Source organism: Streptomyces sp. NPDC048644 (assembly GCF_043199105.1).
Taxonomy (GTDB): domain Bacteria; phylum Actinomycetota; class Actinomycetes; order Streptomycetales; family Streptomycetaceae; genus Streptomyces.
On record NZ_JBICVO010000006.1, the window covers coordinates 215875 to 237568 of the forward strand.

At 72.9% G+C, this 21694-nt stretch carries 24 protein-coding genes; 15 read left to right on the plus strand and 9 right to left on the minus strand.

The window, feature by feature from the left end; genetic code table 11:
* Positions 1 to 64: 64 nt before the first annotated feature.
* Positions 65 to 1210 (plus strand): cobalt-precorrin-5B (C(1))-methyltransferase, encoded by a 1146-nt coding sequence (locus tag ACGFNI_RS16055; protein ID WP_393684200.1) that lies wholly within the window; start codon positions 65 to 67, stop codon positions 1208 to 1210.
* A 6-nt stretch (positions 1211 to 1216) separates the two neighbouring features.
* Here the strand turns inward: ACGFNI_RS16055 and ACGFNI_RS16060 are convergent, their stop codons facing one another.
* From ACGFNI_RS16060 to ACGFNI_RS16075, 4 genes are all read right to left on the minus strand, one after another.
* Complete coding sequence (locus tag ACGFNI_RS16060; protein WP_393684202.1) at positions 1217 to 1888, minus strand: YdcF family protein; 672 nt, start codon at positions 1886 to 1888, stop codon at positions 1217 to 1219.
* A gap of 156 nt (positions 1889 to 2044) precedes the next feature.
* On the minus strand, positions 2045 to 2770 hold the full coding sequence (locus ACGFNI_RS16065; RefSeq protein WP_393684204.1) for a GntR family transcriptional regulator: 726 nt from the start codon (positions 2768 to 2770) through the stop codon (positions 2045 to 2047).
* A gap of 238 nt (positions 2771 to 3008) precedes the next feature.
* Complete coding sequence (locus ACGFNI_RS16070) at positions 3009 to 3212, minus strand: DUF397 domain-containing protein (protein ID WP_393684206.1); 204 nt, start codon at positions 3210 to 3212, stop codon at positions 3009 to 3011.
* Positions 3202 to 4089 carry a helix-turn-helix domain-containing protein gene (locus tag ACGFNI_RS16075; protein WP_393684207.1) on the minus strand — a complete coding sequence of 296 codons (888 nt, stop codon included), beginning with the start codon at positions 4087 to 4089 and terminating at the stop codon, positions 3202 to 3204. The genes ACGFNI_RS16070 and ACGFNI_RS16075 overlap by 11 nt, the downstream gene beginning before the upstream one ends.
* 207 nt (positions 4090 to 4296) lie before the next feature.
* Here ACGFNI_RS16075 and ACGFNI_RS16080 point away from each other — a divergent pair, with 207 nt between their 5' ends.
* The 4 genes from ACGFNI_RS16080 to ACGFNI_RS16095 are packed head-to-tail and all read left to right on the plus strand — an operon-like array spanning position 4297 to position 6015.
* On the plus strand, positions 4297 to 4779 hold the full coding sequence (locus ACGFNI_RS16080) for an ATP-binding protein (protein ID WP_393684645.1): 483 nt from the start codon (positions 4297 to 4299) through the stop codon (positions 4777 to 4779).
* Positions 4776 to 5156, plus strand: a complete 381-nt coding sequence (locus tag ACGFNI_RS16085; RefSeq protein ID WP_393684209.1) for a hypothetical protein — start codon at positions 4776 to 4778, stop codon at positions 5154 to 5156. The genes ACGFNI_RS16080 and ACGFNI_RS16085 overlap by 4 nt, the downstream gene beginning before the upstream one ends.
* Entirely contained in the window at positions 5153 to 5650 is a 498-nt protein-coding gene (locus ACGFNI_RS16090; protein ID WP_393684210.1) for a hypothetical protein, read from the plus strand. Before ACGFNI_RS16085 ends, ACGFNI_RS16090 begins: the two co-directional genes overlap by 4 nt.
* Positions 5651 to 5700: 50 nt before the next feature.
* Positions 5701 to 6015, plus strand: coding sequence for a DUF1330 domain-containing protein (locus ACGFNI_RS16095; protein ID WP_393684212.1), 315 nt, complete (start codon positions 5701 to 5703; stop codon positions 6013 to 6015).
* A 50-nt stretch (positions 6016 to 6065) separates the two neighbouring features.
* On the opposite strand, the gene cobM is transcribed toward ACGFNI_RS16095, so the two are convergent.
* On the minus strand, positions 6066 to 6851 hold the full coding sequence (gene cobM, locus ACGFNI_RS16100; protein WP_393684214.1) for a precorrin-4 C(11)-methyltransferase: 786 nt from the start codon (positions 6849 to 6851) through the stop codon (positions 6066 to 6068).
* A complete protein-coding gene (cbiE, locus tag ACGFNI_RS16105) occupies positions 6848 to 8200 on the minus strand; it encodes a precorrin-6y C5,15-methyltransferase (decarboxylating) subunit CbiE (RefSeq protein WP_393684215.1) in 1353 nt (450 codons plus the stop codon). Before cbiE ends, cobM begins: the two co-directional genes overlap by 4 nt.
* A gap of 214 nt (positions 8201 to 8414) precedes the next feature.
* On the opposite strand from cbiE, the gene tsaD reads away from it, so the two are divergent.
* The 6 genes from tsaD (at position 8415) to ACGFNI_RS16135 (ending at position 14095) form a co-directional block, all read left to right on the plus strand.
* On the plus strand, positions 8415 to 9488 hold the full coding sequence (gene tsaD / locus ACGFNI_RS16110; RefSeq protein ID WP_393684216.1) for a tRNA (adenosine(37)-N6)-threonylcarbamoyltransferase complex transferase subunit TsaD: 1074 nt from the start codon (positions 8415 to 8417) through the stop codon (positions 9486 to 9488).
* Between the two features lie 352 nt (positions 9489 to 9840).
* A complete protein-coding gene (locus ACGFNI_RS16115) occupies positions 9841 to 11415 on the plus strand; it encodes a sensor histidine kinase (RefSeq protein ID WP_393684218.1) in 1575 nt (524 codons plus the stop codon).
* Positions 11412 to 11843 (plus strand): roadblock/LC7 domain-containing protein, encoded by a 432-nt coding sequence (locus tag ACGFNI_RS16120; protein ID WP_227047172.1) that lies wholly within the window; start codon positions 11412 to 11414, stop codon positions 11841 to 11843. The genes ACGFNI_RS16115 and ACGFNI_RS16120 overlap by 4 nt, the downstream gene beginning before the upstream one ends.
* A complete protein-coding gene (locus tag ACGFNI_RS16125; protein ID WP_393684220.1) occupies positions 11840 to 12196 on the plus strand; it encodes a DUF742 domain-containing protein in 357 nt (118 codons plus the stop codon). Before ACGFNI_RS16120 ends, ACGFNI_RS16125 begins: the two co-directional genes overlap by 4 nt.
* Positions 12177 to 12821, plus strand: a complete 645-nt coding sequence (locus ACGFNI_RS16130) for an ATP/GTP-binding protein (RefSeq protein WP_393684222.1) — start codon at positions 12177 to 12179, stop codon at positions 12819 to 12821. Before ACGFNI_RS16125 ends, ACGFNI_RS16130 begins: the two co-directional genes overlap by 20 nt.
* On the plus strand, positions 12818 to 14095 hold the full coding sequence (locus ACGFNI_RS16135; protein ID WP_393684224.1) for a cytochrome P450: 1278 nt from the start codon (positions 12818 to 12820) through the stop codon (positions 14093 to 14095). Before ACGFNI_RS16130 ends, ACGFNI_RS16135 begins: the two co-directional genes overlap by 4 nt.
* Before the next feature lie 140 nt (positions 14096 to 14235).
* On the opposite strand, the gene ACGFNI_RS16140 is transcribed toward ACGFNI_RS16135, so the two are convergent.
* A complete protein-coding gene (locus ACGFNI_RS16140) occupies positions 14236 to 15384 on the minus strand; it encodes a cytochrome P450 (RefSeq protein ID WP_393684647.1) in 1149 nt (382 codons plus the stop codon).
* Positions 15385 to 15772: 388 nt separating this feature from the next.
* Here ACGFNI_RS16140 and ACGFNI_RS16145 point away from each other — a divergent pair, with 388 nt between their 5' ends.
* Positions 15773 to 16825: a cation diffusion facilitator family transporter gene (locus tag ACGFNI_RS16145; protein ID WP_393684225.1), complete on the plus strand. Its 1053-nt coding sequence runs from the start codon at positions 15773 to 15775 to the stop codon at positions 16823 to 16825.
* A 123-nt stretch (positions 16826 to 16948) separates the two neighbouring features.
* On the opposite strand, the gene ACGFNI_RS16150 is transcribed toward ACGFNI_RS16145, so the two are convergent.
* A complete protein-coding gene (locus ACGFNI_RS16150; RefSeq protein ID WP_393684227.1) occupies positions 16949 to 17230 on the minus strand; it encodes a hypothetical protein in 282 nt (93 codons plus the stop codon).
* Positions 17231 to 17548: 318 nt separating this feature from the next.
* Between ACGFNI_RS16150 and ACGFNI_RS16155 the strand changes: the two genes are divergently transcribed.
* Both ACGFNI_RS16155 and ACGFNI_RS16160 read left to right on the plus strand, forming a co-directional pair.
* Positions 17549 to 18181, plus strand: coding sequence for a hypothetical protein (locus tag ACGFNI_RS16155; RefSeq protein WP_393684229.1), 633 nt, complete (start codon positions 17549 to 17551; stop codon positions 18179 to 18181).
* Between the two features lie 119 nt (positions 18182 to 18300).
* Positions 18301 to 19284 (plus strand): hypothetical protein, encoded by a 984-nt coding sequence (locus ACGFNI_RS16160; protein WP_393684230.1) that lies wholly within the window; start codon positions 18301 to 18303, stop codon positions 19282 to 19284.
* Positions 19285 to 19380: 96 nt separating this feature from the next.
* Here the strand turns inward: ACGFNI_RS16160 and ACGFNI_RS16165 are convergent, their stop codons facing one another.
* Positions 19381 to 20322: an NADP-dependent oxidoreductase gene (locus tag ACGFNI_RS16165; protein WP_393684232.1), complete on the minus strand. Its 942-nt coding sequence runs from the start codon at positions 20320 to 20322 to the stop codon at positions 19381 to 19383.
* A 209-nt stretch (positions 20323 to 20531) separates the two neighbouring features.
* Between ACGFNI_RS16165 and ACGFNI_RS16170 the strand changes: the two genes are divergently transcribed.
* On the plus strand, positions 20532 to 21689 hold the full coding sequence (locus tag ACGFNI_RS16170; protein WP_393684234.1) for an ABC transporter ATP-binding protein: 1158 nt from the start codon (positions 20532 to 20534) through the stop codon (positions 21687 to 21689).
* Positions 21690 to 21694: the final 5 nt, after the last annotated feature.

Genomic DNA, 21694 nt, shown 5'->3' on the forward strand with positions numbered 1-21694 from the left:
GCACGGCCGTCGGTCACGTCGTCCGCGTCGGTCACGTCGTCATTCCTCACTTCCGGATTCCTCCATGGCTGAAGCGCAACCGCAGGGTACGGGAGGGCGCAGCGCCCAGCTCGCGCACACCGGGCTGCGGCACGGCTGGACGACCGGCGCGTGCGCGACGGCAGCCAGTACCGCCGCCTACACCGCGCTGCTGACCGGCGACTTCCCCGACCCGGTGACCATCACCCTGCCCAAGGGCCAGACCCCCGCCTTCGCGCTGGCCAAGGAGGAGCTGGCCGACGGCGGGCGGCGGGCGATGGCGGCGGTGGTGAAGGACGCGGGCGACGATCCGGACGTCACGCACGGCGCGCTGATCCGGGCCACCGTGCGCGAGCTGCCTGCCGGTTCCGGTGTGGTCTTCCGGGCCGGTCCAGGCGTCGGGACCGTCACCCGCCCCGGGCTGCCGCTGGACGTCGGCGAGCCGGCGATCAACCCGGTGCCGCGGCAGCTGATCACCGGTCATCTGGCCGAGGTGGCCGCCCGGCACGGCGGGCGCGGCGACGCCGAGGTGGAGATCTCGGTCGACCACGGCGAGGAGATCGCCCGCAGCACCTGGAACCCGCGGCTCGGCATTCTCGGCGGTCTTTCCATCCTCGGCACGACCGGCATCGTCGTGCCGTACTCCTGCTCGGCGTGGATCGACTCCATCCGGCGCGGCGTGGACGTGGCACGCGCGGCGGGCCGGCGCCACGTGGCGGGCTGTACGGGTTCCACGTCCGAGAAGGTCGCCGTCGCCCTGCACCACCTGCCCGATGACGCCCTGCTGGACATGGGCGACTTCGCGGGCGCGGTGCTCAAGTACGTACGGCGCCACCCCGTCGACCGCCTCACCATCTGCGGCGGCTTCGCCAAGCTGTCCAAACTGGCGGCCGGCCACCTGGACCTGCACTCCGCCCGCTCCCAGGTGGACAAGGGCTTCCTCGCCGAACTGGCCCGCCGCGGCGGCGCCGACGAGGCACTGTCATCCGCCGTCGCCGACGCCAACACCGGCCTCGCCGCCCTCCAACTGTGCGCCGCGGCCGGCGTCCCACTCGGCGACCTGGTGGCCCTCACCGCCCGCGACGAGGCCCTGTCCGTACTGCGCGGCGCTCCCGTCACCGTCGACGTCATCTGCATCGACCGGGCGGGGCTGGTGGTGGGGCGGTCGGAGGCGCGGGGGCCTGGGGCGTAGGCCCTCTCAGAACGTGACGAGCCGACTGTCGAACCCGGCGCGCACGAGCCGTTCGTAGGCGTCCCGCACGCCCCCCGGCACTTCCTGCTCGACGGCGAACCCGAGCCGCGGGTACTCGATCACCCGTTGCAGGTCGCCGACGAGCATGTCCACGACGAGCTTCGCGTCGCCGATGGACTTGACGTAGGCGTCGAACGCGAGCGGTGCGGAAGCGCAGACGACCTCCACCTCCGGCCACAGCTTGCGGCAGGTGGCGTAGGAGCGGCGCTCCATGTACGGCTTGGAGATCAGGAGCAGGGAGTCGGCCTCGACACCTGCCGTGCGCAGCACTTCGCGCGAGAGCGTGATGTTCTGCCCGGTGTTACCCGCCTCGGTCTCCAGGAGGATCGCGTCGTCGGGCACGCCCAGATCGAGCGCGTACTCGCGGTAGTGGACCGCCTCACCGCGCGGAAAGCGGGCCGCCGTGGTCGGGCTGTTGCCGCCGCTGAACACGATCACGGGGAAGAGCCCCGCGCGGTACAGCCCGGCGGCGGCCGTCGCCACGCCGAGATCGTGACTGCCGAGGCCGATCGCCGCCGAGCAGGGGCGTGGCTCGTGTCCCATCCGGTGGTACTGCCAGATCAGGTGGGCGTCGTTCCACTGCGTGTCGGTGATGGTGCGCTGTCCGGGGTCCGGCAAGGGGGCTCCCTGGTTCGTTGTTGCTGTTGGCCACTCACCTCGACAGGGCGGCCGGCGGACCGTCGTACCACCGCCGGATGCCCTCGATACTGTCGCCGATCCGGACCCGGACGACAGCGGTCAGCCCGGCCGCTTGCTGCCGGGCTGACCGCAGGGTCACCCCTGTTCGCCCGGGGCCGCGTCGAAGCGGTACTCGTATCCGACGACGAGGCGGTGGGGCAGGCACCACTCCCCGTACTCGATGACGCCCTCGTCGTCCCAGAGGCGATGGGCACCGGCCAGAATCGGGCTGCCGACCCTGACGCCCAGGAAGTTCGCTTCGCGCGCGTCCGCATCGCGCCCATGGAGGTCGTCGCGCCCTGCGGTGACACGGCGGCCGATCGCTTCCTGGATGCGCGGCAGCAGGTTGACCGATTTACCGGCAGCCGTCGAAAGAAGCTCTGGCACAGAGGCGGCGAAGGCGGCCGGATACCAGTTCACGGCGAGCATGAGGCGCTGCCGCCCCTTCCCCGTGTGCCACTGACGCCTGACGACCTGATCTCCTTCGTCCAAGGCGAAGATGTCCGCGATGTACAACGGGGGAACGACCAGCTCCGCAGCGGTGACGGTGAGGGTCTCGCCCTCGCTCAGCACGGAACCGGTCCGCAGAACACGGGTGATGCGGTCGTAGGAACTGGGCGCCACTTCCGGGGCGTTGGCGACGAACGTGCCACGCCTGGAGGTCGTGATGTACCCCTCCACTTGCAGATGGTCGAGCGAACGCCCGAGCGTGGCGACGGCCACGCCTTCCTGCCGGGCCAGTTCCCGAATGGGCGGCAGCTTCGCTCCTTCTTCCAGCTCCCCGTCCAGGATGCGGCGCCGGATGCGCTCGGCGACCTGCATGTACGGCGCTTGCGGACTGGTCTCCGGCATGGCGACTCCCAACGGCGGTGTCCTGGCTGACTGTTGAGCGTACTAGGACAGGCGCCATCAGATGGGTGAAAAGCGGGAGACCTTCCGGGGCCTCATCACCGCGTGGTCGGCAAAGTTCCGGCACCTCGGACCAGCCGGTGTTCCCCAACGGAGAAGCCCCCAGCCCTCAAGAAGCGGACCGGGGGCTCAGGGAAGAAAGCGGCGCGGCTCAGAAGGCCGCACCGTCGTCGCTCTTCAACGTCTCCACAAACGAACCCCAGGCGTCGGCACCGACAAGGAGGTGGGGGCCGGTGGGGTTCTTGCTGTCACGCACGGCGCGGGCGTTGGTGGCGGTGTGGGCGACCTCTACACAGTCGCCGTTCTGGCCCGAGTAGGACGACTTCCGAAACTCGCTGACGATCTCAGGCTTCACGATCCCTCTTCTCCCTGCGCTGATGGCTGTCTTCAAGAACTCGCCGGATTCGCTTGGCAGTCTCATCGGGCGGTAGCGCCGCCGAGCGTAGCTGATCGAAGATGTCGACATAGAGGGCCAGATCCGCCGGTGCTTCAACGAAGTTTGTGTTGGCAGGGTTCTCCAGTGATACGGCCTCCACGTTCGCTTCCACTCCGAACGAGAAGGCCACGAAGGCACCCGACATGCCCGCAGCCATGTTCGCCGCCGTCGGCAGGAGCTGAACCGTTACGTTCTGCCTCTCTCCCACTTCGAGAAGGTGCTCAAGCTGACCGGCACGCACATCGCGGCTGCAGGTCAGCGCGGTAATGGCGGGCTCCCAGATGATCGCCGTGAAGTGCGCCCCGCCTTCCTCGATTCTGCGTTGTCGCTCCTGGCGAAGCTTCACCAGCTCCGCCATCCGCTCCGGCAAGGTGAACCTGGGCCCTATGCGGATGACAGCCTCTGTGTAGTCAGGGGTCTGCAACAGCCCAGGAATCAGCATCGGACCCCAGGCCCGGATGTAAGTGGCGTCGCTTTCCAGTGAGATGTGGTCGGCATAGCCGTACCGGCCCGCCTCTGGATAGTCCACCCACCAGCCGCGCTGGTTGCTCTTGCGCGCCCACTCCATCAGCCGGGCCCGCTCCTCCGGGTCCTGCACTCCGTAGCGGTCCAGCAGTGTACTGACCTCCAGGGCCGAAGCGGACGTCTGCCCGCTCTCCATGCGACTGACCTTGGCGACGGACTTCATGATCGCCTCAGCACCGTCAGCTTGATCCAAGCCGGCCGCTTCCCGGTGGCGCTTCAGAGCAGTCCCAAGCGTGCGGCTGCGCACTGTTGGCTTCCCACCTGCGGGCATGCTCGCTCCTTTCAAGGGCCGTACCAGTTTGCCGTGTTGACGTACTACACAGCCAATCTCGTCGATCACACACAGTCGCTGCAAGTTTGCAATCTCGTACTTGCAATGGTGCTCACGCACCCCTAGCTTGGCTTGCATAACGGAGTGCGCACAGCCAACTGCGGTGCGTACTGCTGGCACTTCGTCACGCGCACCAAGGGGATCACCATGTCCGCACGCGCCCCGTACGCCGCAGTCACCCAACTCCCGCCCCTGGTCTGTCACTTACCGATAGACCCCCGAAGCGTCACCCGCGCCCGCAAAGCGTTGCGGCGTCGGTTGCCGGAGTGGGGCGTCGGGGCGGAACCGGCAGGTGTGGCCGAGTTGCTCGTGTCGGAATTGGTGACCAATGCGGTCAAGGCGCCGGGGCCCGCCATTCCGGTGGTCGGGGTGCGGTGCGCGGTGGTGGGAGGCCGACTGCGCCTGGAGGTGCAGGACACGAGCGAGGAACAGCCCTTGCTGCACAGGCAAGTTGAGGAGGACGAGGAATGTGGGCGTGGCTTGATGCTGGTGGACGTACTGGCCGATGGCTGGGGCGTCGTGCGGCACGTCATCGGAAAGACCGTGTGGGTGGAAGTGGCCGTCGAGGTGGAAGTAGCCGTCGGGGGAGGTGGGTTGACGTACCCGCAGACCGCCCGGCCGGTGCCGTGACAAGGCCGGAACTGCTCAGCTACCGGGCGCAGGCCACGGTCCGGCGGCCGGACGGTGGGGAGATCGGGCTCGGTGGCTGGGTGTCGCAGGCGCCGGGTGGGGTGCTGGCCTGGGCGCGGACGCGGGCGGAGCAGGTGGCGCAGCAGTTGGGTGCGCCGTATGACCGGGCGGTGCGGGTGTGGCTGGAGAGTCCGGCCGAGCAGCGGTGGGCGCGTCAGGCGCTGGCGGCCGGGATTCCGTTCGCGGTGCGGGCGGTGGACGGGGACGGGTGCACGTATACGGTCCTGGCGCGGCCGGAAGCGGCCACCGCCGTGCGGACGTACCGGCTCCGGGGCCGGTCCGCCAGGAAGGCGGCGGTGGCGTGGAGCACGGCGTGACGGCAGCGGGCGGCCTCGTCACCAGTGGGTTCTGGTGCGAGCGGTATGTGTACCGGTCGGTGGAGGCCGATCAGCTCGCCTCGTGGACCGCGACCGCCGCGAGCGACCCCGTGTTCGCGCTCTCCCATATAGCGGCCGACGCGCACGAGATGGCCGCCGGGCTCCCCGAACTCGACCGGCGGCGGCTGCTCGGCAAGGTGACGGTGCGGGAGCGGGTCGATGCCATCATCGCGCTGCATCTGGGCCTGCCCTGCGGGCTCGCCCTCCGGTGCGGAGCGGCGTGGGTGGAGTGGTCGGCGCATCCGGTGCGGTTCCTGCGGATGGCGGGGCCTGCGGGGGCGGCGTGCCCGCTGCGGGGCGGGGTGCCGGAGGGGTTCGGGCCGCCGTTGGTGGCTACGGATGGGGTGGAGCGGAGTGCATCCGTGCGGTCAGGTGCGGAGTTGGATGAATGCCTTGAGGTTATTGATGCCGAGCAGGGCGGGGGTGGTCAGTAATGTCCACCGTGACAACAGAACACGCCGTATCCGAGGGAACGGGGAATCCCATGTCCGCTTACGTCATCATCACCGTCGATGTGCTCGACGAGGAGGCCGGGCTTGCCTACGCAGCCGTGGCTCAGAAGTCCATCCTCGGCCACGGCGGCCGTTACCTGGTCGCGGGCGCCACGCCCGAGCCCGTCGAAGGCACCTGGGACTCCGCCCGGATCGTGGTCATCGAGTTTCCCGACCTGGACCGGATCCGGGAGTGGTACGACTCCCCCGAGTACCGGCGGGCCCGGGAGATACGGGAGGGGAAGGTGCGGGTGAGCATGCTGTTCGTCGAGGGGTCGCCGCCCGAGGGCTTCTCTCTTCCGGCCTAGCTATAGCCAGCCGGTGCCGGTGTGTGCGGGCGGCCCTCGTGGCCGCCCCGTCAGCCGTCCGCGCCGACCGTCCCCGGCGCCCCGCAATCCCCGTGCCCCCGTTCCCGTTCCGTCGAATACAGATGGCTGTCGGGGAACTGTTCAGCGGCCAGGGTGCGGCCGACCATGATGACGGCGGTGCGGACCACTCCGGCGGACTTCACCTGGTCCGCGATGTCGGACAGGGTGCCGCGCAGGACCAGTTCGTCGGGGCGTGAGGCCATCGCGACGACGGCGGCGGGGCAGTCGGCGCCGTAGTGCGGCAGCAGTTCGTCGACGACGCGGTCGACGTACATCGCGGCGAGGTGCAGCACCAGCAGGGCGCCGCTCGCGCCGAGCGTGGCCAGGTCCTCGCCCTCGGGCATGGCGGTGGCGCGCTGGGCGATGCGGGTGAGGATGACGGTCTGGCCGACGGTGGGGACGGTCAGTTCGCGGCCCAGCGCGGCGGCTGCGGCGGCGAAGGCGGGCACGCCGGGCACCACGTCGTAAGGGACGCCCGCCGCGTCCAGGCGGCGCATCTGTTCGGCGACGGCGCTGAAGACGGACGGGTCGCCGGAGTGCAGCCGGGCGACGTCGTGGCCCTCCTCGTGGGCGCGCACCAGTTCCGCCGTGATGGCGTCCAGGTCGAGCTGGGCGGTGTCGATCAGCCGGGCGCCGGGCGGGCAGGAGTCGAGGAGTTCGCGCGGCACCAGGCTGCCGGCGTAGAGGCAGACGCCGCATGCGGCCAGGGTCCTGGCGCCGCGCACGGTGATCAGGTCGGCGGCGCCTGGGCCCGCGCCGATGAAGTGGACGGTCATGGTTCTTCGGTCTCCTGGGGGCGGACGGGATGTGCGGGGGATGCGGGCGGCGCAACGTCCGCCGGGCGGCCGGGCGCCGGTTTGACCGCCGCCCACTGGGTGACCGGCATCGCCTGCCGCCAGCCGGTGAAGCCGCCGACCGGCACCGCGTGCGCGACCGCGAGCCGCACCAGCTCCCCGCCGTGGCGCCGGTAGTGGTCGGCGAGCAGCGCCTCCGACTCCAGCGTCACGGTGTTGGCGACGATCCGGCCGCCGGGCGGCAGCGCGGCCCAGCAGGCGTCGAGCAGACCGGGGGCGGTGAGGCCGCCACCGATGAACACCGCGTCGGGGGTGGGCAGTTGGGCCAGTGCGGCGGGGGCCGCGCCCTGGACCACGCGCAGGGCGGGGACGCCCAGGGTGTCGGCGTTGCGGGCGATGCGGGCGGCGCGTGCGGCGTCGCGTTCGACGGTGACGGCGCGGCAGGCGGGGTGGGTGCGCAGCCACTCGATGGCGATGGAGCCTGAGCCGCCGCCGATGTCCCAGAGGAGTTCGCCGGGGGCCGGGGCCAGCGCGGCGAGGGTGGCGGCGCGGACGTGCCGCTTGGTGAGCTGGCCGTCGTGCTCGTACGCGGTGTCCGGGAGGCCGGGGACGGCGGACAGGCGCGGGGCGTCCGGGGCGCGTGCGCAGTCCAGGGCGATGACGTTGAGCGGGTCGCCGGGCGGACGTGACCAGGTGGCGGCGGTGCCGTCGGCCAGGGCCTCGCCCGCGCCGCCGAGCTGTTCCAGCACCCGCATCCGGGACGGCCCGAAGCCGCGCGCCCGCAGCAGCGCGGCGACCTCGGCGGGGGTGCCGGCGCCCGCCGACAGGACCAGGACCCGGCGCCCGTCGTGCAGCGCAGCGGCCAGCCGTGCCACCGGGCGCCCGACCAGCGTGACCACCTCGGTGTCCTCCACCGGCCAGCCGAGCCTGGCGGCGGCGTATGAGACGGAGGAAGGGTGCGGGAGGACGCGGAGGCGGGGGCGGGCGGCGTCGCCGTCGGGGTCGTCGGGCCCGTCGGGCTCATCGGCCAGTACCTCGGTCAGCGTTCTGCCGATGCCGTAGAACATCGGGTCGCCGCTGGCCAGCACGCAGATGCGGCGGCCCGCGTGGGCGGCGAGCAGGCCGCGGACGGCGGGGCGCAGCGGCGTGGGCCAGGGGACGCGGGTGCCCGCGCAGGTGTCCGGCAGCAGGGCGAGCTGGCGCGCCCCGCCGATCAGGGTTTCCGCGTCGCGCAGGGCGTCACGGGAGACGGCGGGCAGCCCGTCCCAGCCGTCGGCGCCGATGCCGACGACGGTGAGCGCGGGGGGTGGGGAAGGAACCTGGGAGGGCACTGCCGAGTACCTCGTACCTCGGGATCCGCCGGGCCGGCGGGCGGGATGGAAGGGGCGTCATGGGCTGCTGGGGACGCTGCCGCACTCTACTGAGCGGTGCGCTCCGCTCCGCCGCCGGGGAGTCGGGGCAGGGCTTATTGCCTATAGTTTGCAAGAGCGCAGAGCAGGCAAGAAGGGCTTGCGGGGGCGCAGGGACGTGGAAGGAGGACCGCCGATGGGCTCGCCGGTGGTGCTGGGGATCGAGTCGTCCTGCGACGAGACGGGCGCCGGCCTGGTGCAGGGCGGCCGGCTGCTCGGGCACGCGCTGGCGTCGAGCATGGACGAGCACGCGCGGTTCGGCGGCGTGGTCCCGGAGATCGCCGCCCGCGCCCATGTGCACGCCCTGACCCCCGTGGTGCGCCGCGCCCTGGACGACGCGGGGCTGCGCGCCGCCGACATCGGTGCCGTCGCCGTCACCACAGGACCCGGGCTCTCCGGCGCGCTCCAGGTGGGCCTGGCCGGCGCCAAGGGGCTCGCCTACGCGCTGGGCGTCCCGCTGTACGGCGTGCACCACCTCGCCGGGCACGTCGCGGCCGACACCCTCGCACACGGCCCGCTGCCCGACCCCTGCATGGTGCTGATCGTCTCCGGCGGCCACACCTCGCTGCTGCTCGTCCGTGACCTGGCACGCGATCCGATCGTGCACCTCGGCGACACCATCGACGACGCGGCGGGCGAGTGCTTCGACAAGGTCGCGCGGGTCTTCGGGCTGCCCTACCCGGGCGGGCCCGCCATCGACCGGGCAGCGCGCGCGGGGGATCCGCGCGCTGTCCCCTTTCCCCGGCCGCTGACCTCCGGCACGCACGACACCCGCTTCGCCTTCTCCTTCTCCGGTCTGAAGACCGCGGCGGCCCGCTGGGCGGAGCGCCATCGCGCGGCGGGCGGCCCGCTGCCGCTCGCGGACGGCGCGGCATCCCTCCAGGAGGCGGTCGCCGACGTCCTGACCCGCAAGGCGGTGGCCGCCTGCGCCGAGCACGACGTACGGACGCTGGTCGTGGTGGGCGGGGTGGCCGCCAACTCCCGGGTGCGGTCGCTGGCCGAGGAGCGCTGCACGGCGGCCGGGATCACGCTGCGGGTGCCGCCGCTGCGGCTGTGCACGGACAACGGCGCCATGATCGCCGCGGTCGGCGACCTCCTGGTGCAGGCGGGCACCGCACCGGCGCCGCTCGACGTCTCGGTCGACCCGTCGGCGCCGCTGGAGTACGCCTTGTTGCATCCTGTCGCGGGAGCCGGCGCGCGCCGGGCGTGAGCGCCGGGCGGACCGCCCGCGAGCAGATCCGGGAAACGCCTGATACGGCATCACCCCGTATGTGACGCTTGGCCTGATGCGCCATCAGCGCGTATATGCGGACAGCTCCCGAACTGCCCCGTGCACCACCCCCGCACGGCCCGCGTCAGGCGCTGAATCTGCCTGCTGAGCACAGGGTTGCCGGAGGCCGCCGAGCGGATAAAGTGCAGTCGATCTTCCGCTTACGCCGTGAGCGCGCGCCGCGATCCGGCCGGCCACAGCCCATCGGACGGCCCGCCACATCCTGCCCGCCACCCCAAGCCTCACACCCCTTTTCCGTATCGCCGCCGCCATCGCTCCGAGGACCTGTCCGATGCCACCACAGCCACCCTCCCGCCATCAGGCAGCGCGCTCACCGCTCGGCGACGCGCTGCTCACCCTGCCGGCCGCGCTCCTGGTCTCCGGCGGGCTGTGCCTGTGGGCCGTGCTCACCGCGCCCGACACCGTCAGGACGCCGCTGGCCTGGTGCGGCGGCGCGGCAGCCGTCCTGCTGAGCGCCGCCGTCACCGTCGCGGTCCACGGACAGCGGCAGTCCAGGCGCCACCTCGCCGAGGCGGACGCGGTACGGGCCGAAGCCGACGCCGTACGGGCCGAGGCCGAACTGCTCGCCGACGAGACGCTGCCCGCGCTGGTCGACCGGCTCCGCGACGGCGCATCGGCCGACACCGCGCTGGGCCGCACCGCGCAGCCCGCCAACGCCGCGCACCGGCGGATCATGCGGACCCTGGCGGTCGAGGTCGGGCGCGGCGAGCGGATGCGGGCGGCTGCGATGTCCGCCTGCGCCAACGCCGCCGGCCGGGTCCAGGCCCTGGCCACCGGCATGCTCGCCGACCTGCGCGAGATGGAGAACCGGCACGGCGAGGAAGTCCTGGGCGACCTGCTGAGGCTGGACCACTCCACCGCACAGGCCGGCCGGCTCGCGGACTCCATAGCCGTGCTGACCGGCGCCCGCTCGGGACGCCGCTGGAACAAGCCGATCGCGATGGAGAGCATCCTGCGCGGCGCGATGGGCCGGATCAGCGCCTACCGCAGGGTCCAGCTGCACAACAGCAGCACCGCCGCGGTCGCCGGCCACGCCGCCGAAGGCATCATGCACGCGCTCGCCGAAGTGATGGACAACGCCGCCTCCTTCTCGCCGCCCACCTCGCCGGTGCACGTGTACGTCGAGGAGGCGCAGGCCGGTGTGGTGGTCTCCGTCGAGGACAGCGGCCTGGTGATGAGCGAGACGGCGCTGCGCCGCGCCGAGAGCGCGGTCTCCGCCGCCACCCTCGACCTGATGTCGCTGTCCGGCACCCGGCTCGGCCTCGCCGTCGTCGGCTGCCTGGCCCGCAAGCACGGACTGCACGTCTCGTTCCGGCCGTCGGCACGCGGCGGCACCGGCGTCGTGGTGCTGATCCCGCAGCAGCTGATCACCGAGGCGCGTCCTGCGGGCCGTGACGCGGTGCGGGACACCGTGCACGAGGCGGCCCCGGCACCCGGGCCGCAGGCGGTGCGGGCCCCCTCCGAGCCCGTCGCCCCCGTGGCCCCGTCCGCACCGGCCGCGCCGCCCGCCCCCGTGGCGCCTCCCGCGCCGGCGGCGCCCACCGTGCCGCCCCAGGCCGCACGCGCCACCCCCGCGCCCGAGTTCGGCGAGAGCGGCCTGCCCAAGCGGCGCCGCGGCCAGACCCTGGGCACCACCGCGCCGTCCGGCACGGGCCGGGCACCGGCGGCCCGTCCCGCGACCCCCCGCCCGGCCCGCTCCCGGGAAGAGGCCGCGGAACGCTTCCGCACCTTCCGCCGGGCCGTCCAGGGCACCCCCGCCCCCGGCGACCCCACCCCGGCCCCCGACGGCCCGCCCGCATCACCCCCCGCTCCCGCTCCCGCACGTCCGGAGGACGACATCCGATGACGAACACGACCGACCGCAGCCTCGACTGGATGCTGGAAAACCTCCTCCAGAAGACGCCGGGTGCCCGGCACGCGCTGGTGCTCTCCCGGGACGGCCTCAAGCTCTGCCACTCGCCGGGCCTGACCGTCGACCAGGCCGACCAGCTCGCCGCCATCGCCTCGGGCATACAGAGCCTGTCGCACGGCGCATCGGTCGAGTTCGGCGACGGCACCGGCGGCGTCCGGCAGGCGATGACGGAGTTCCACGGCGGGATCCTGTTCATCGTGGAAGCCGGGCACGGCGCCCACCTGGCGCTGCTGGCCGTCGAGGACGCCGACGTCGGCCTGATCGGCTTCAACATGAACGAACTCGTCGAGCAGATCGGCGACTACCTCCAGGCCGCGCCGCGCGACGAGGGCCGGACGCTCAGCCCGGAGCAGCCGGCATGAGAAGGCTCGGTCCCGACGACGATCCGGACCGGCTCTACACCGTCACCGGCGGCCGAAGCCGGGCCGCCGACGACCGCACGCTCGACCTGGTCACCCTGATCGTCAGCGAGTGCGAACCGGCGCCCGGCATGCAGTCCGAGCACGTCCGGATCCTGACCATGTGCCGCCGCCCGGTGGCCGTCGTGGAGGTCTCGGCGGAGCTGCGGATGCCGGTGAGCGTCGTCCGGATCCTGCTGTCCGACCTGCTGGACACCGGCAAGGTCACCGCCCGCCACCCGCGGCCCGTCACGCAGGCCCACCTTCCCGACACCGACCTGCTGAAGGAGGTGCTCGATGCACTCCACCGCCTCTGAGACCGAGCGAGCCGGGGCCGCCGCGGACGCGCCGGACGCCGCCGCGTCCCGCACGCCGCTGCGCGCCACCGCCGACAACGGCCTGAAGATCGTGATCGTCGGCGGCTTCGGCGTCGGCAAGACCACGATGGTCAGATCGGTCAGCGAGATCCGGCCGCTGAGCACCGAGGAGACGATGACCCGCGCCGGAGTGGGGGTCGACGACCCCACCGGCGTGGAGGCGAAGTCGACCACGACCGTCGCCTTCGACTTCGGGCGGATCAGCGTCAACGACAGCGCCGTCCTCTACCTGTTCGGCGCGCCGGGACAGGAGCGCTTCTGGTTCCTGTGGGACCGGCTGTTCTCCGGGACGCTGGGCGCCGTGGTGCTGGTGGACACCCGGCGTCTCGACGACTCCTGGTACGCCATCGACCGCCTTGAGGCGCACGGCATGCCCTTCATCGTCGCCCGCAACGACTTCGGCGGCCCCCAGCACAGCCCGGAACAGGTGCGCGAGGCGCTGGACCTGTCGCCTGACATCCCGCTGATCGACTGCGACGCCCGCGACCGCGAATCGGCCAAGACCGTGCTGATCACCCTCGTCGACCACCTCTACGCCCTGTCCGTCCAGGAGACCGCACCGTGACCGAGCAGTACCCGCCGCCCGTCGGCTGCCCCGCCCACGCCTCCAACGGCGCCGTACCGCTGTACGGAGAGGGGCTCAGCGGCGACCCGGCGCGGCTCTACCGGGAGATGCGGCGCACCCACGGGCCGGTCGCGCCGGTCCTGCTGGACGGCGACATCCCCGCCTGGTTCGTTCTCGGCTACCGCGAGGTGCACCAGGTGACGTCCAACAACGAGCTGTTCGCCAGGGACTCGCGCCGCTGGCACGCCTGGAAGGACATCCCCGACGACTGGCCGCTGATGCCGTTCGTCGGCTACCAGCCGTCGGTGATGTTCGCCGAGGGCGCCGAGCACCGGCGGCGGTCCGGCGCGATCAGCGACGCGCTGCTCGCCGTCGACCAGTTCGAGCTGCGGCAGATCTGCGAGCGGCTCGCCGACGGCCTCGCCGACGAATTCGCCGGGCGCGGCGACGCGGACCTGATGGCGGACTACGCGCTGCGGCTGCCGCTGCTGGTCGTCGCCGAGCTGTTCGGCCTGCCGCCTGACGAGGTGCCCCAGCTCGTCGTCGACATCGCCGGGTCGCTGGACGAGGGCCCCGGCGCGATCGACGCGCACCAGCGGGTCGCCGCCCGGATGGCGCGCCTGGTGCGCGCCAAGCACGCGCAGCCGGGCCCCGACGTGCCGTCCCGGCTGCTGGCCCACCCGGCAGGGCTCGCCGAGGAAGAGGTGGTCATCGACCTGCTGGTGGTGATGGCCGCGGCCCAGCAGCCGACCGCCAACTGGATCGGCAACACCCTGCGGCTGATGCTGACCGACGACCGGTTCGCGGTGAGCCTGTCCGGCGGCCGGCGCAGCGTCGGCCAGGCGCTCAACGAAGTGCTGTGGCAGGACACCCCGACGCAGAACTACATCGGACGCTGGGCCGCCCGCGACACCCAGCTCGGCGGTCGCCGCATCAAGGCGGGCGACCTGCTCGTCATGGGCCTCGCGGCTGCCAACACCGACCCGCAGGTCAGGCCGGACTTCACGGCGGCGGGCGCGGACAGCAACCAGGCCCACATGTCCTTCAGCCACGGCGAACACGCCTGCCCGTACCCGGCACCCGAGCTGGCCGAGGTGATCGCACGGGCCGCGGTCGAGGTGCTGCTCGACCGGCTGCCCGACGTGATGCTCGCGGTGCCGGAAGAGGCACTGGTGTGGCACCCGTCGCTGTGGATGCGCGGACTGACCGCCCTGCCGGTCGAGTTCACCCCCGCGTACACGCCGGTTCCGGCACCGGGGGCGCCGACTAGGTGACCGGACGGCCCGCGGGCGGGTGAGCGGGCCGCAGATCGCTCCCCCGCCCCCTCCCCCCTCTCCCCCTACGGGGGAGGGGGCGGGGGTGGGTTCGGGGGTGGGGGGGAAACGCCGCGCCTCACGCGCAGCCGCCCCCTCCCTCACCCCCCGGCCGTCGGTGTGAACGTCACCGGCAAACTGTCCAGCCCCCGTGTGAAGACGCCCTGTTCGCGTGGGGCGGCCCCGTCCGCGAGTGCCAGGTCGGGCAGGGCGTCCAGGAGGAGGCCGATGCCGGTCTCGACCTCCGCCTTCGCCAGCAGGGCGCCGACGCAGAAGTGCCGGCCCAGGGCGAACGAGAGGTGGTCGGCCGCCGCCGAGAAGGCGGTGGTGGCGGACAGGTCGGTGCGGTGGATGTCGAAGGTGTCGGGGTCCGCGTAGCGCCGCTCGTCGCGTCCCGCGGCGCCTATCAGGCAGGTGACGGTGGCCCCTGCGGGCACCTGGCCGCCGCCTATCGTGACGTCTTCGGAGACCTGACGCATGATCATGTGCACCGGCGGGGTGTAGCGCAGCGTCTCGGCGAAGGCGCGGGCGATCAGCGAACGGTCCGCGCGCACCGCGGCCAGCTGCTCGGGATGGCGCAGCAGGTTGTGCACGATGCCGGAGAGCGCCTTGTCGGTGGTCTCGCCGCCGGCCGTCAGCAGCAGGCTGCAGAACGCCTTGATGTCCTCGTCGCTCATCCGCGTGCCGTCGATCTCGGCGGCGCACAGCGTGGACAGCAGGTCGTCGCCGGGGTGCGCGCGGCGCTCGCGGATCAACGGCAGCAGGTAGGCGGCGAATTCGTCCCGGGTGCGCAGTCCGGCATCGGCGACCTCGGGGTCCTGGCTGAGGTTGCCGAGGAAGCCCATGATCGCGGTGTACCAGCGGTGGATGCGGTCGTGGTCGGCGCGGTCCAGGCCGAGCATGTCGGCGATGACGTTGACGGGGAAGCGGGTGGCGAAGCGGTCGACGAGGTCGGCGCTGCCCGATTCCCGGAAGCCGTCGACGAGTTCCCTGGCGTTGCGCTCGATGACCGGCAGGAAGGACTCCTCCAGGGGGCGGCCCCGGAAGGCGGGGGCGACCAGCGCCCGGCGCACGGCGTGCTCGCGTCCGCTCATCTGGAGGATGGTGCGCCCGTGCACCGGCTCCAGCTGCCAGTCGTAGTTGTCGGTGGTGAACACCGGGTCCTTGAAGGCCCGTTCGACGTCCTCGTAGCGCGAGACGATGTAGCTCCCGGTGGCCTCGTGGTGGATGAGCGGGAAGTCGTCCCGCATGATCCGGTACGCGCGGTAGGGGTCGGCGGCGAATTCCGGCGACAGGATGTCAGGCGCTGCTCGGTTCGCGGGCACAACGCTCCCTTGTTAGCTGTATAGGGCACGCAAAGGGGCGGGGGCGTCGCGGTCGTGCGCGCGCCCCGCGCCCGGTACGCGGGCCCGCGGGCACACCAAAGATCGTCGCTGCGGCAGCCGCTAGCAAGGGGTACCGGCGGACCTGCCCGCGATGCCACGCCCCGCCGCCACCTCCGCGCCCTCCCGGTAAGGACCGCTGTGACCAGGCACTTTGGGCCGTTCGACGGTAATGACAACGGTCACCGATGCAGCCTTTGGATCTTTTGCCGAAGTGCGGTTTGCTTCCCCCGGACGACCCAGGAAGGAGCGCGCCATGACCGAGCACGCCCACGGGCACCACTCACACCCCCCGGACCGCCCGCACGGCAGCCACGGCCATTCCCACAGTCACTCGCACACCGTCGCGCCGGACGCCGACCGGCGCTGGCTGCGCGCCGCACTGGTACTGATCACCGCCTTCATGGCCGTCGAGGTGGTCATCGGCGTGCTGGCCCGTTCGCTGGCGCTGATCTCCGACGCCGCCCACATGCTCACCGACGCCGCGTCGATCGTGCTGGCACTGATCGCCATGCGGCTGGCCGCCCGGCCCGCACGCGGCGGCTACACCTACGGCCTCAAGCGCGCCGAGATCCTCTCCGCCCAGGCCAACGGCATCACCCTGCTCGTCCTGTCCGTGTGGCTGGCGTACGAGGCGGTGCAGCGGCTGATCGCGCCGCCCGAGGTCACCGGCGGCCTGGTCCTGGTCACCGCGCTGGCGGGGGTGGTGGTGAACCTGATCGCCACCTGGTTCCTGTCCAGGGCCAACCGCTCAAGCCTGAACGTCGAGGGCGCCTACCAGCACATCCTCACCGACCTGTTCGGCTTCGTCGCCACCGCAGTGGCCGGCCTGATCGTGCTGACCACCGGCTTCGCACGGGCCGACGCGCTGGCCACGCTCGTCGTCGTCGCGCTGATGCTGCGGGCGGGCTACGGGCTGGTCCGCGAGTCAGGACGGATCTTCATGGAGGCCGCACCGGCCGGCGTCGACCCGGACGCGCTCGGCGACCACCTGGTGGCGGCCGACGAGGTCGTCGAGATCCACGACCTGCACATCTGGCAGATCACCTCCGGTGAGCCCGCGCTCTCCGCGCACATCCTGGTCGCCCCCGGCGGCGACTGCCACAAGGTCCGCCGCCGCCTCCAGGAACTGCTGAGCACCGAGTACGGCGTCACGCACGCCACCCTCCAGGTCGACCACGTGGGCGAACAGGACGGGGCCGACGCCGTCCTGCACGTCACCTCGGGCCCCGGGCCCGAGCACCGCACGAACGGCCACTGCGAGGACACCCACGGCCCGGTCCACCGGCCTGGCCCGCACCAACACTGAGGGCCTGCGTCCGAACTCCGGTGCGCGCGGCCGGAGTTCAGGCACAGGCCCTGACCCTGCTCCTCATGGTCCGGCCTGGTCACGTTCGAGGAATCGTTCAGGGCCTGACCATACGGAACGAGCTCAGCGCATCCACTCCGAGTAGAAGTTGGGGAGGCCGGGCTGGGGGTCGCTGACGCAGGTGGCCTCGTGGTACTGAGGGCTCAGCGGCAGGTCGCTCTGCATCTGGTCGTAGCAGGCCTGCCAGGAGCTGTACGACTCGCCACCGACCGGCTGCCAGCCGTCACCGGGCGGCGGACCGGCGGCGAAAGCGGACGAGGCGGTCAGCGGCACGGTGACCACTGCGGCACCCACGGCGAGGCCGAGAGCGATACGGGTGCGCCAGGACTTCATGAGCTCCTCCATCGGATTACTTCAGGTCTTTCCACGCACAGCCCTCCAGGAGAGACGCCACGGTCACACACCGTCAACTCTGTGCATCGTTCACCAGGTTGGACGCGCGCACCGAGTCGATCAGTTCTCCTGGATGGCGAGTTCTTCGGGCCGGTGCCGCCCGGGGCCGGAGAGGAGGCGCTGAGGGCCGGTGCCCGAACCCGGGCCGTACCCGGACACCGATCGCACCTGACCCGATGGCTCACCGGCGCCCACTCGCCGGGGTGAAACCGGCCGCGCCGCGGGCCGCACGGACCGGCCCTGGGTGCCCGTGGTGCTCGGATGGGCGGCATGCGAACCGTCGTACTCGGTGTGCTGCTGTGCGCCGCCGCCCTTCCCTCCCAGGCCGCGGCCCAGCCGCGCCCGCTCGCCCCGCCCGTCGCGCCGCAGGTGGAGGTCGAGGTGACCGACGGCACCGCCGACGCCGCGGCGGGCGACCGGCTCGACTACCGCGTCACGGTCCGCAACCTCGGCGCCACCGCGCTGCACGGCGCCCGCGTCGAGCAGCGGCTGCCCGCCACCACCGAGTCGGTGACCGCGCCCGGTGGCCGGATCACCGCGGACCGCACGGCCGTGTGGCACACCGACATCGCCGCGCACGCCGCACGGCTGCTCACCGCGAGTGCCGTTCTCGGCGAGCGCGCCGACACCGCGACGGCCGCGCCCGGCACCCTGCGCGCGGCCACCACCGTCTGCGTCTACGCCGCCGGTTCCGCGGCCCCCGCCTCCTGCTCGGGTGACGTCGACGACCTGCCCGAGACCCACCCGGAGAGCGCCGCGGGGCAGACCGCCTGGCCGAGCTGGCTGATCGGCGCGGGGCTGCTCGGCGGCGCCGCGCTGCTGTTCCGCGGCCGGCGCGGCACCGCGGCCACCGGGCGCCGCGCCACCGCGGCCGAGCCGTCCGCCGGCACGGCCCGCACCTGACCCTCCGTGCCTGTCCGCCGGGTCACCCGTTGGCACCGGCCCCGCTCGCGGCCGTGGTCCGCAGCCACTTGCCTGGGACGTGGCCACTGCCCACCCGCTGGAGGAAGGACCGGGACGCGATGTCAGCGAGCGCACCCGTACGTGCGGGCGGCCGGGTGGCGGGGCCGGGGACGCCGCGCGCGGCGGGCCGCCGCCCCGGCCGGGCGTCAGCCGCCGCGGCGCTGCTGCTGATCGGCACGCTGCTGCTGCCGCTGAGCCTGACCGTCATCTGGGCGCGCAACGAGCTGACCGACACCCGCCGCTACGTGGCGGCCGTCGCGCCGCTCTCCGGCGACCGCACCATCCAGAACGCCATCGTCGGGGACGTCACCGACGGCGTGATGGGCCACGTCAGGATCGACGGCCTGCTGAAGGCCATCCCGCACGCCCAACGGCCCGCGCTGCGCGAGCGGTTCACCCGGGGCCTGCGCGAGTTCGTGGACAAGCAGGTGCGGCAGGTGGTGACCGGGCGCGGGTTCCCCGCCGTCTGGCGGCAGGTGCACCGCAGCGCGCACCAGGCCCTGGACGCCACCCTGACCGCGTACGGCAGCTCCCCGGTCGTCCTCGACCTGACCCCGGTCATCGAACGCGTCAAGCACCAGCTGTCGGCGAACGGCCTGGGCATCGACATCGCCCGCCGGGTGCCGAGCACCGGCGCCCGGATCGTGCTGCTGCACGCGTCCGACGTGCCGCGGGCCCGCGCCGTCCACCAGGCCGTGCGGACCGCCGCCCTGGTGCTGCCGCCGGTCGCCGCGCTGTGCCTGCCGGCCGGGCTGCTGCTGGCGCGCCGCAGACGCCGCGCGCTGCTGTGCGCCGCGGCCGGCTGCGCCGCCGCCACCGCGCTGCTCGCCGCCGCCCTCGCGACGGCCCGCAACCACGCCCTGGCGGCGCTGCCCGCCGCCCTCCCGCGCCCGGCCGCCGCCGCGTACGCGGACGCGCTGACCGCGTCGCTGCGCACCGGCATCACGTTGCTGGCCTGCGCCGCGCTGCTGACCGCGCTGGCCACGGCCGTGGCTCCACCCGCCGCCCGCGCCCTGCGCGCCGTGCTCCCCGCCCGCCACTGACCCGGGGCGGCCCGTCCGCTTCGGTACACACAACGGCGCGCGGCCCCGCGGACGATGTCCCGCGGGGCCGCGCGCCGTACGGCCGCCGTCCTGCCGTCAGATCTCCAGCACCGTCTTGCCGTGGGCCCGGCCGCTGCGGCTGGTCTCCAGGACCTCGGGGGCCTCCTCCAGGGGCACTTCCCTGCCGACCAGGACCGTCAGCCGGCCCGCGTCGACCTGCCCCGCGAGGATGTCGAGGAGCTGCGGGGACGGCCGGTTGACGAAGTTGAAGCCGCGGAGGTTGTGCTCGGTGAGCACGTCGGCGTCGGCCGAGCCGACCGTCGAGACCGCCGTGCCGCCGTCCCGCACCGTCCCCATCATCGCGACGAACTCCGCGGGGCCACTGGTCAGGTCGATCAGCACGTCCACCCCGTCCGGGTGCGCGGCGAGCACCTGCTCGGCGACCTGGCCCGCGGTGTGGTCGACGGTCTCGTTCGCGCCCAGCGTCCGCATCAGGTCCGACATGGCCGGGCGTGCGGTGGCGATGACGTCGGCGCCGCGGCCGTGCGCGAGCTGTGTGACGAAGGTGCCCACCCCGCCGGTGGCGCCGACGATCAGCACCCGGCGCCCCTCGCTGATCCGGGTCTCCTCGACCAGGTTGTAGGCCGTCATGCCGGCCGTCGGCACGGCGGCCGACGTCGCGTAGGTGACGCTGCGGGCGGCCGGGGCGAGGGACCGCTCACCGGTGACCGCGAGTTCGGCGTACGAACCGCCGCCCCGCTCCGGCCACTGGAACTGCCCGAACACCGCGTCACCGGCGGTGAACCGCCGTACGCCGGTCCCGACGGCCAGCACCTCACCCGCCCCGTCCGTCCCCAGGACCAGCGGGAACGAGGTCGTCGACGGATCCCCGTACATGCCGTCGGCGACCTTCCAGTCGATCGGGTTGACCCCGGCTGCGGCCAGCCGCACCAGGACCTCACCGGGCCCTGGCTCGGGCTGTGGCAGATCCATGAGCTGCGGCTGTGCACCGAATGCGCTGACTGCTACGGCTCTCATCGTGGCGTTCCCTTCCACCCTTCCGACCGGAGGCCGGAGTGGATCGTAAGCACGGCGGTGCGGCCGGACGCGGCAGGAGGGAAGGCGGCGTCACGGAAGCAACTCGTACGGCCCCCCGGGCAAAGCGGCGCTGCGGGCCCGCACCGGGCGGGCCCACTCGTTTGCCCGCATGAGGGGACCGGCGGTGCGGTGCGGGATTCAATGGGCCGATGATCCGGTTCGAGTCCGTCACCAAGCGCTACCCCGACGGAACCACCGCCGTCGACGACCTCTCCTTCGAGGTCGGCGAGGGCGAACTGGTGACCCTCGTCGGCCCGTCGGGCTGCGGCAAGACCACGACGATGATGATGGTCAACCGCCTCATCGACGCCACGGCCGGACGCATCCTCGTCGAGGGCTCGGATGTCGCCGCCGTCGACCCGGTACGGCTGCGCCGCCGCATCGGCTACGTCATCCAGCAGACCGGGCTCTTCCCGCACCGCACGGTCCTCGACAACACCGCGACGGTGCCGGTGCTGACCGGCTGGAAGAAGCCGAGGGCCCGCGAGCGGGCGGCCGAACTCCTCGACCTGGTCGGCCTGGACCCGGCCGTCTACGGCGACCGCTACCCCGACCAGCTCTCCGGCGGCCAGCGCCAACGCGTCGGCGTGGCCCGCGCACTCGCCGCCGACCCACCCGTCCTCCTCATGGACGAACCCTTCGGCGCCGTCGACCCCGTCGTCCGCGAACACCTCCAGAACGAATTCCTCCGCCTCCAGGAGGCCATGCACAAGACGGTGCTGCTGGTCACCCACGACATCGAGGAGGCGATCCGGCTCGGCGACCGCATCGCCGTCTACGGGGAGGGCAGGATCGAGCAGTACGACACCCCCGCGCGGGTGCTCGGCGCCCCCGCCTCCCCGTACGTCGCCGGATTCGTCGGCTCCGACCGGGCGTTGAAGCAGCTGTCGGTGACCGGCATCGACCGGGCCGGTCTGGAGCGCCCGCCGTTCGCGCGGCTCGGCGAACCGGCGGCCGACGCGGTCGCCAGGCTGCGCGCCGAGAACGCCCGCTGGGCGGTGGTGCTGGACGAGGCGGGGGAGCTGCACGGCTGGGTGGGCACCGAGGAGCTGGCCGGGGCCGCAGGTCCCGTCTCCGGGCACGCGCGCCGGATGGAGGCGTGGGTTCCGGTGACCGGCACGCTGAAGCAGGCGTTCAGCGAGATGCTCAAGCACGACGCGGGCTGGATCGCGGTCCTGGAGGGCCACCGCTTCCTGGGGGTGCTGACCCCGACGGCGCTCCATGAGGCACTGCGCCGCACCATCGCCCCCGACGAGCGGGGCGCGCCGCGCGAGCGGGACGAGGTGGACTCGGTGCCGACCCGGTGACAGTC